The sequence below is a fragment of the Pseudovibrio sp. POLY-S9 genome (assembly GCF_001431305.1).
Lineage (GTDB): Bacteria > Pseudomonadota > Alphaproteobacteria > Rhizobiales > Stappiaceae > Pseudovibrio.
In genome coordinates, this window is the sequence record NZ_LCWX01000218.1 from 1 (window position 1) to 6917 (window position 6917).

General features: G+C 50.0%; 12 protein-coding genes. 4 read left to right on the plus strand and 8 right to left on the minus strand.

Features of this window, described 5'->3' with window-relative positions; translation table 11 throughout:
* From PPL9_RS32095 to PPL9_RS33590, 4 genes are all read right to left on the minus strand, one after another.
* Nucleotides 1-986 (minus strand): DNA cytosine methyltransferase (locus PPL9_RS32095; protein WP_161831423.1); only part of this gene is annotated, 986 nt, incomplete at its 3' end.
* A gap of 15 nt (nt 987-1001) precedes the next feature.
* Complete coding sequence (locus tag PPL9_RS22395) at nt 1002-1220, minus strand: hypothetical protein (RefSeq protein WP_057464811.1); 219 nt, start codon at nt 1218-1220, stop codon at nt 1002-1004.
* 51 nt (nt 1221-1271) lie between these two features.
* Nucleotides 1272-1565, minus strand: a complete 294-nt coding sequence (locus tag PPL9_RS22400) for a hypothetical protein (RefSeq protein WP_057464812.1) — start codon at nt 1563-1565, stop codon at nt 1272-1274.
* 59 nt (nt 1566-1624) lie between these two features.
* Nucleotides 1625-1852 carry a hypothetical protein gene (locus PPL9_RS33590; protein ID WP_208981011.1) on the minus strand — a complete coding sequence of 76 codons (228 nt, stop codon included), beginning with the start codon at nt 1850-1852 and terminating at the stop codon, nt 1625-1627.
* Between the two features lie 455 nt (nt 1853-2307).
* Between PPL9_RS33590 and PPL9_RS22410 the strand changes: the two genes are divergently transcribed.
* Nucleotides 2308-2988: a GNAT family N-acetyltransferase gene (locus tag PPL9_RS22410; RefSeq protein WP_057464813.1), complete on the plus strand. Its 681-nt coding sequence runs from the start codon at nt 2308-2310 to the stop codon at nt 2986-2988.
* A 450-nt stretch (nt 2989-3438) separates the two neighbouring features.
* On the opposite strand, the gene PPL9_RS22420 is transcribed toward PPL9_RS22410, so the two are convergent.
* Together PPL9_RS22420 and PPL9_RS22425 are read right to left on the minus strand one after the other, a co-directional pair.
* Entirely contained in the window at nt 3439-3693 is a 255-nt protein-coding gene (locus PPL9_RS22420) for a hypothetical protein (RefSeq protein ID WP_057464815.1), read from the minus strand.
* A 74-nt stretch (nt 3694-3767) separates the two neighbouring features.
* A complete protein-coding gene (locus tag PPL9_RS22425; protein ID WP_057464816.1) occupies nt 3768-4241 on the minus strand; it encodes a helix-turn-helix transcriptional regulator in 474 nt (157 codons plus the stop codon).
* Nucleotides 4242-4346: 105 nt separating this feature from the next.
* Between PPL9_RS22425 and PPL9_RS22430 the strand changes: the two genes are divergently transcribed.
* Nucleotides 4347-4532: a helix-turn-helix transcriptional regulator gene (locus PPL9_RS22430; RefSeq protein WP_057464817.1), complete on the plus strand. Its 186-nt coding sequence runs from the start codon at nt 4347-4349 to the stop codon at nt 4530-4532.
* Nucleotides 4533-4766: 234 nt separating this feature from the next.
* Here the strand turns inward: PPL9_RS22430 and PPL9_RS22435 are convergent, their stop codons facing one another.
* Entirely contained in the window at nt 4767-5180 is a 414-nt protein-coding gene (locus tag PPL9_RS22435; RefSeq protein WP_057464818.1) for a hypothetical protein, read from the minus strand.
* 153 nt (nt 5181-5333) lie between these two features.
* On the minus strand, nt 5334-5714 hold the full coding sequence (locus PPL9_RS22440; RefSeq protein WP_057464819.1) for a hypothetical protein: 381 nt from the start codon (nt 5712-5714) through the stop codon (nt 5334-5336).
* A gap of 48 nt (nt 5715-5762) precedes the next feature.
* Here PPL9_RS22440 and PPL9_RS22445 point away from each other — a divergent pair, with 48 nt between their 5' ends.
* Nucleotides 5763-6512 carry a hypothetical protein gene (locus PPL9_RS22445; RefSeq protein ID WP_200962358.1) on the plus strand — a complete coding sequence of 250 codons (750 nt, stop codon included), beginning with the start codon at nt 5763-5765 and terminating at the stop codon, nt 6510-6512.
* Entirely contained in the window at nt 6505-6813 is a 309-nt protein-coding gene (locus tag PPL9_RS22450; RefSeq protein WP_152986794.1) for a winged helix-turn-helix transcriptional regulator, read from the plus strand. Before PPL9_RS22445 ends, PPL9_RS22450 begins: the two co-directional genes overlap by 8 nt.
* Nucleotides 6814-6917: the final 104 nt, after the last annotated feature.

The window sequence follows — 6917 nt, forward strand, 5'->3', positions numbered from 1 at the left end:
CCGATTGGGTCAGTAATTGAAGCGCATCTGGAGTTGCCAAACTGGCGATCAATGCAAGGCACAACCAAAGCTCGGCATCCGCCACTTTCTGTTTTGATAGCTGTCAGCGGGCGAGTGAGTGGTTCGAAGTAGCCGCCATGGCTCATGTTCAAGATGAACGGTTGCTGAGCCTCAATCACGAACTTCTTGATGCCAGCGGCGATGCGTTTGCAGGTGTTCTCGACAAGAGGTTTCTTGCGTTCGAAGATTGACCGGCAAGGAATTGACCAATCAATGCACTCAGCTGCGGTATGCCAAGGGAGTAAGCAAGAACCTTCGAAGCCCTTAGAACTTGGGTCTCCGTGTGTGATCGATGGCCAGATGATTTTTCTTCCATCCCTGCGCAGAACGATGAAGAGGCGTTTTCGGATTGTTGGGACGCCATAATCTGAGGCTTTGAGTTTGCGAAACTCGATCTTGTAACCAAGCTTGCGCAGCGCGGTGCACCACTGATTGAAGGTTTCGCCAGCACGTTCCTTGATAACCTCGCCTTTTTCATCGAGTGGCCCCCAGTCTAAGAACTCGACCACATTTTCAAGTGCGATTACGCGTGGTCGGTTTCTGCCTAGGTTTTGGCAAAACTTGACCACTGCCCATGCAAGCATGCGTACCTGGGGAGAGAGGATCTTCTTTCCGCTTGCTCTGGAGAAATGGCGGCAGTCTGGTGATGCCCAAAGGAAGCCGACGGGACGTCCGTTTGTGTAGGCTGGCAGGTCAACCTCGAAAACACTTTGAGGCAGATGGATGGTGTCCGGGTGGTTCTGCTCATGCATGGCTAGGGCTTTGTCGCAATGGTTGATTGCGATATCTGGTGACCTGCCGATTGCCATCTCAATGCCTGTTGAGGCACCACCACCACCTGCGAAGGCGTCAATGATGAGTTCGTGATGCGGGCGTGTAATCGGGAGAGCGAAAAGCTCGCTCTGAAGTGTCGCTTTACGTTTCATAGGCGCATGAACCTTCTAGCGTTCGTTTAGGGCGTCAAAAGAGGAAAGCTGGGTGCTGATGAACTCAGAGGAGATGCTCTGTTTTGCCTCGATTACTGTTTCATCAAGGGCGGGGGCGAGGAGCAACAGCACTATGGCGAAGACCACCAGAACGGATAGCTTCGCGGCCTCGTTCACGTGGAACAGGATCTCGCGGCAGAGATTACTAGATACGACTTTCTCAATGCTATTCATGGGACTGTTCCTCGTGATTGAGGGGAGCGAAGAGGTGAAGTGTTGGAGGTCCTAAAGAGTGCCTGCTGGAGTTGCGGTTTCCATTTGCTGAAGCATCTTCACCAGCGCGATATCGGCGTTGGTGAGTGTTTCGTGCATGGCGAGGATGCGAGCGCTGATCGCGCGGCGATCCTGCGGGGTCTCTTTGACCATGAAGCTCAAGTCAGAGAGGAACGTGCAGAGGTCTCTATGAGCGTCCTTTGTCTGGGTGAGCGCTTCTTCGCCGACTTGCTGTACGGTTTTGGAGGGTGCTTGAGCTGGGCTCTGTTTAGTCGCAGGGAATTGAATGATTGTGGCGCTATGCATCGAAATACTCCCTTTTGGAGATAGAGAGACAGAGCAGGGCCCTCTCTCTCTATTTTGTGTTAGGCGGTGGTGTCTTCATCTTCCTTTGAGAGTGTCTCGGCGAACTGGTTCACCAAGATCTCTTCTGCAACGTTTGAGACGATTGCCTTCCCTGCACGCAAAGCGAGAGTTGCTTTATCTGTGTCAGACACCGCGGCGCTTTTGATCTGGCTGGTCAGGTTGTCAATTCCCGGTTGTAGATCGTCGCGTGTGTCCCGCACCTTTTTGTCATCAATCTGAGATGTCATCTCGTTCACCCTCTGCGATAAATAAATCTGAAACTGCTGCTACTGCTTGCTGAGGTTGGTTGTCGCTATCGATGTAGAGAACGACCACAGCACTAAGGGCTGCATCTCGTTGCACAATACCGATGTTGCATCGGCCTAAGTCTTCAGGCGGGCTCCTTCGAAAACGGACTAATGAGCCAGCTGGAAGTCGAGACAGTTTTCTTCGATGTTCACGAAGAAGCTTAATTGCTTCAAATTCGGTCATGATATTCAAATCCACACAGTCAGTGTAAAAAATATGCTCTGAGTATACGCAATTGTCAATGCGTATGGCATAAATATTATGCTCAGCGTCCGAAAAATGAATTTAGGACACGAGTCAAACTATGTTGATTGTTAGATTTAAGGGGTAATTTCGTTAGGTTTTATGTGGATATCTGCATCCAATTGCTCTTTGGGTATTTGGAGGTACCAATATGGTGGCGCGTTTAGTGCTCTATCAGGCAGCTGCTAAGCTGATTTCTGAGTTTGAGAAAAACGGCTTTGAGATTGTTCAGGGGGAATCGTTTGCCGCTGCTGAAGAGGCTTTGCCCGAGGCTAAGGGCGGGCTTACACCGCATTTTGCATATTCTCTCAACGCACAGAGTAAAGAGAATGTTGCGTGGCTAGGGCTGAGGTTAGTTGGTGAGAAGCATTTATGTGGGTTTGCGGCAATTAGGCTAGAGCCGCTGCAAGGGTTGGCGTTGTCGGACTTCTTGGCCACTTATTGGCGATTGCGATATGTTGATGTTGATGGCAATCCTGTACAGGTGACGAATGTTCAGCCTGAGATCGCGAAGCGTATTTCGGGGCAGGTTGGATACCTGGGCGATCTTTGGATAAGGCCAGATCTCAGGAAACGGGGTTACGCGCGCAGATTGATGGAGTTCGCGCAGATTATGGCTTTTGATCTTTGGCGACTTGATTGGATTTATTGCTGGATGCGTCCCACTGATTTCTTGAATGGAAATGGAGCGCGCTGGGGATGGTTGGTGGGTCAGTCAGATGGCATTCGCTTTGAGGTGCCGTCTCGAGACTTTCCAAAGGGGGTGGCGTTTTGTGCAAACCCTTCATACGCTCTGAATCAGTTGATTAGTGATATAGCGCGAGATGATTGATCAGGTAGCTCTTTCGTGAAAACTACAAGCTGTGAAATTCCTGCTCGTGAATGTACGGGCAGGATTAGTCTGCAATACTCGCGATAGTTATTGTCGGAAAGGTTTGCGCCGATCAGGTCAAAAATTGGCTTGTTTGACTGGTGTGCATTCCAATAACTGCTTGCCACCAATTGTCGATATGTCAGTGACATCGCCTTTCTGGCTCTGGTTGGGTGTTGAGCCCAGTCCGCCCCGAACACGTGACGTGCGAAGCTGTCGTTGCCTATCATTAGAATGTCAGGGCTGTCGCTGGGGGTGGCAGGTGGCGCCATGAGTAGTACTTTGCGTGCGTAATCGATGAACTCGGGTGAGAGGTGCCCATTGGATTTATTCCAGATGTGCAAAAGCTGTGCACCCGTTGTGCTCAACTCTTCGAGTATGAGTGCAGTAGCGGGGCGCCTCTTGGTGTACTCAAGCAACTTCCTGCTCCTGTTTCTGTTGTGTGTACGCCAGAACCAGCGCGGGGCGAAAGGCGTTGATTACTTCTTTTTGCTGCTTTTCGCTTAGTAAATCGATGTAGGGGCAATCGTAAAGATTAACACACATCATCTTAAGTGGTGTGATTAGGTCGTACTTTTCGGCGGTCTTAATAAGGTCCAAAACTTCCTCTTTGTGTGAGAAGGTTGGACGATGCCAGATCAGTGATAGTGCGCTTTCGTTGTCCATATGGTCTCTCTTTAGGTACTTATGGTTAGAGCGCGTAGCGAAACTTTAGGACAGTATCCTTCAGTTAAAAAATATCACTTATCAGTCTTTTTCTTCTTTGCAGCGTTATAAATATTTTCAACTATAATAGATAAATCTCTAATGCTACCCCTGCCATCAAGAATTTGCTCTTCAAGTCTTATTCCTTCTTCAAAAGACTTTAAGAATAACTCTAAGTCAAGCTTATCCGTTTGTGGTCTATCAGAATTGTTCGCCATTTCACCCAGCAGGCTGTGTGTTAGGTCATCAGCGTCTGGTTTTGCATCATCGGGTGATCGGCCTTCTCCATACAAAAGGAACTGGGGAGATGTTTTGAAGCGGCGGGCATAGTGAGCAGCCTCTTCATGACCGAATGCCCTAGAGCCGTTCTCGTGGCTTGAGTAGGTGCTAACGTTGACGCCAAGAGACTTGGCGGCTGCTGTAGCTGTTTTAAAGCCTGCATTGAAGCGGGCTGTTCTAAGTCTTTCGTGTGGTTCCATAGCTCCACAGTGCCAATCGGCTTTATGCATTGGGTGTTGACTTTGGACTATGCATCTGGCATTGAAAATACACGTGTCGAGTAAATATTATACCCACGGGATTTTATAGCGATGCTAGAGCCTACCGAAATTCGAATGAAAGCTAAGCTTACTCAGGTGGAGATGGCGCGTGCGCTTGGGTGCTCTCAAAGCTGCGTCTCTCGTGTTGAACGGGATGGTTTCTCTGAGAAAACTGCCGTTCTCGAAAGGTCTTACCAGCTTTTCATGTTGGAGCAACTGCAATTGACCGATGAAGAAAACCTCCCTGTTGCTAAGAGTTGATTGGTAGGAGTCGGCTGCTAGAGAGACGATATCTCCAACACAGCCAGCCTCATCACGCAACACATCTTTTGAGAGAGTTGGTGTCGTGTTTATATCTGATGAACTTCGTGTAACTTTTGCACATCACGCAGTGAGAGTCCGCTGCACGACCATTTTTGAACTCATCAATGAAGTTGCTCACTGGCCTTACGCTCTTCGTTTGCGTGCTGAAGAGGGGTAGAGCGGATGTGTGCTTCAAATTTCCAACAAGATAGGGATTTTGGCTCGGCTTTCGATCCAAGTTTGAGCCGCTGTGCCTTCGATAAGAGGGGTGTCTTCACCGTTCCGCAGCCAATCGATCCTATCACTGCGAAAAGTTCGCTCCTCATCAAGATCGTGGCAGTAGGAGTCAATATATATGAAACTCCCTCCCAGTTCCTCCGGCGGCTTACGGACTGTCTTGACGGTGATATAGAACTCGTTTTCCTCGCCATTTGCATTTGTGTATCCGATCACCAGATTACACCCGATGAGGGCGGGAGACTTTCTAGGGAAAGCAGGTGCTCTTGTCTCTGCGTGATAAGAAATGTTTTTAGTGCCCGTGCTGAAACCTCGCCAGAGAATGACAAGGGTGCCCACTATAACAAGCAATATAAAATACTCGCCCATCAATCTTTCCTCTCCTTAATTGAGTGGAATTCCAGCAGGCCAAGCCCCGAGAGTCGAGACGTGGTTTTCGCGGGAGGTTTGGCATGAACACTCAGAATACGTGGGCAGAGCAAAGCCCTACCCACAAGCCTGAACAGGTCAGGTGGTGTCTTCTTAATCGAGTTCCTCAGCTAGTACTTGGTCCTGTAATAGCTCTAGATGATAGTTGTACGACCTTGCTAACAGAGCCTGAAACAGGCTTGTTTCATCAGTTGCTTTTGGTTCAGAGCATTTTTCGCGGGATATGGCATTTCGAATGCTTACCAACTGATCGTTGGGCAAAGTTCTCACCGCGCTCAAAAGCACTTTGTATGCAGCGTTTTCTGCGGCTAACTCCACATGTTGTTCAAGCAGACTTTCATACCCATCAATATACCTTGATAGAGTTCCACCCATGCTGGCCGTTCCTTTCCTGCCAGTGTGCGCAGAGAGCTTTGCTATGTTGGCGCATCCGGCAAGGCTCTCTGCATCTTTTTGCGATGCTGATTGCAACACGCATTCACCTGAACGTCGATCTACGGAATCCCTCGGGAGGGTTGCTGCATGAGCTCTCCTAAGAACTTACGAGCGGTCATGGCGTCTCGGGTAGAGCCTGAGAAGTTTGGCGACTATTTTCCTACGCCACCATGGGCAACGCGTGCTCTGTGCGCATTGCTTTTGCGCATCAAGCAAGTTGGCGAGGCGGGTTGGGAGCCGTTGAAGGTTTGGGAATGTGCTTGTGGTGGTGGGCATATGGCGATCCCGCTCCGAGAATACTTTGATTTGGTTTGGGCATCCGATCTGTTCAATCGTGGATTTGGTGATGCACATGGGGAGTTTTGGGACTTCCTGACAGTGCTCCCTGAGTGGCAATTCCCTGCCGGAACCTTTGATTGGATTATCACCAATCCGCCCTTTGGCATGTTGGCTCAGCAGTTCGTGGAACGTGCATTAGCTCATAAGCCCAAGCGAGGTGTTGCTGTGCTCGTTCCATTGAGATGGCTGGAAACCATCGAACGCGTTGCAACGTTGTTTATGGTTCATCCGCCTGCAATCGTGGCGGTTTTTGCTGAAAGGGTGCCGATCCATAAGGGGCGATATGATCCCAAAGGGTCCACTGCAACGGCGTATTGCTGGATCATTTTTCGGACAGATCATGAGGCAAGCTCTACCCAGCTCATCTGGGTGCCTCCCGGCTCCAAAGGGCAATTTTCAAAGCTAAATGACCTAGAACTGGCTACTGGCCCTGAACTTCAGGATCAACCTGGCCCTTTGTTTTCTCTCCCTGAAACAATGGAGGCTTGCAGTGCGTGAATTTCGAAACATTGAAGAGTGGCGGCGCGAGTTCTCGCAATACCACATGGAATCCGGCACCTGCTTAGTACTGCATACACTGAGCTTGTTTGTCGGCGGCGTTGGTGAGGTTTTTACGGTGCCCGTTAGCGATCTGGCAGAGCGGGCCAACTTGAGCAAACCGGTGGTGACCAAGCACCTCAAGAGGGCACAACAGGCTGGCTGGGTCGGTGTGCGGCGCTACGATGCTGCGGGCGCAAAGCTCAGGCGAAACGACTACATGCTCAAGTCTCCTGAAATGGAAGTGGAGGGCTGGACATGAGCGGAGACCGAAAGGCATGGAATTGGCGGCAAGCCTTCTGCCAGTCTGAACTTCCGGCGACCACAAAGCATGTGCTGCAAACCTTGAGCATGTTCATGAACACG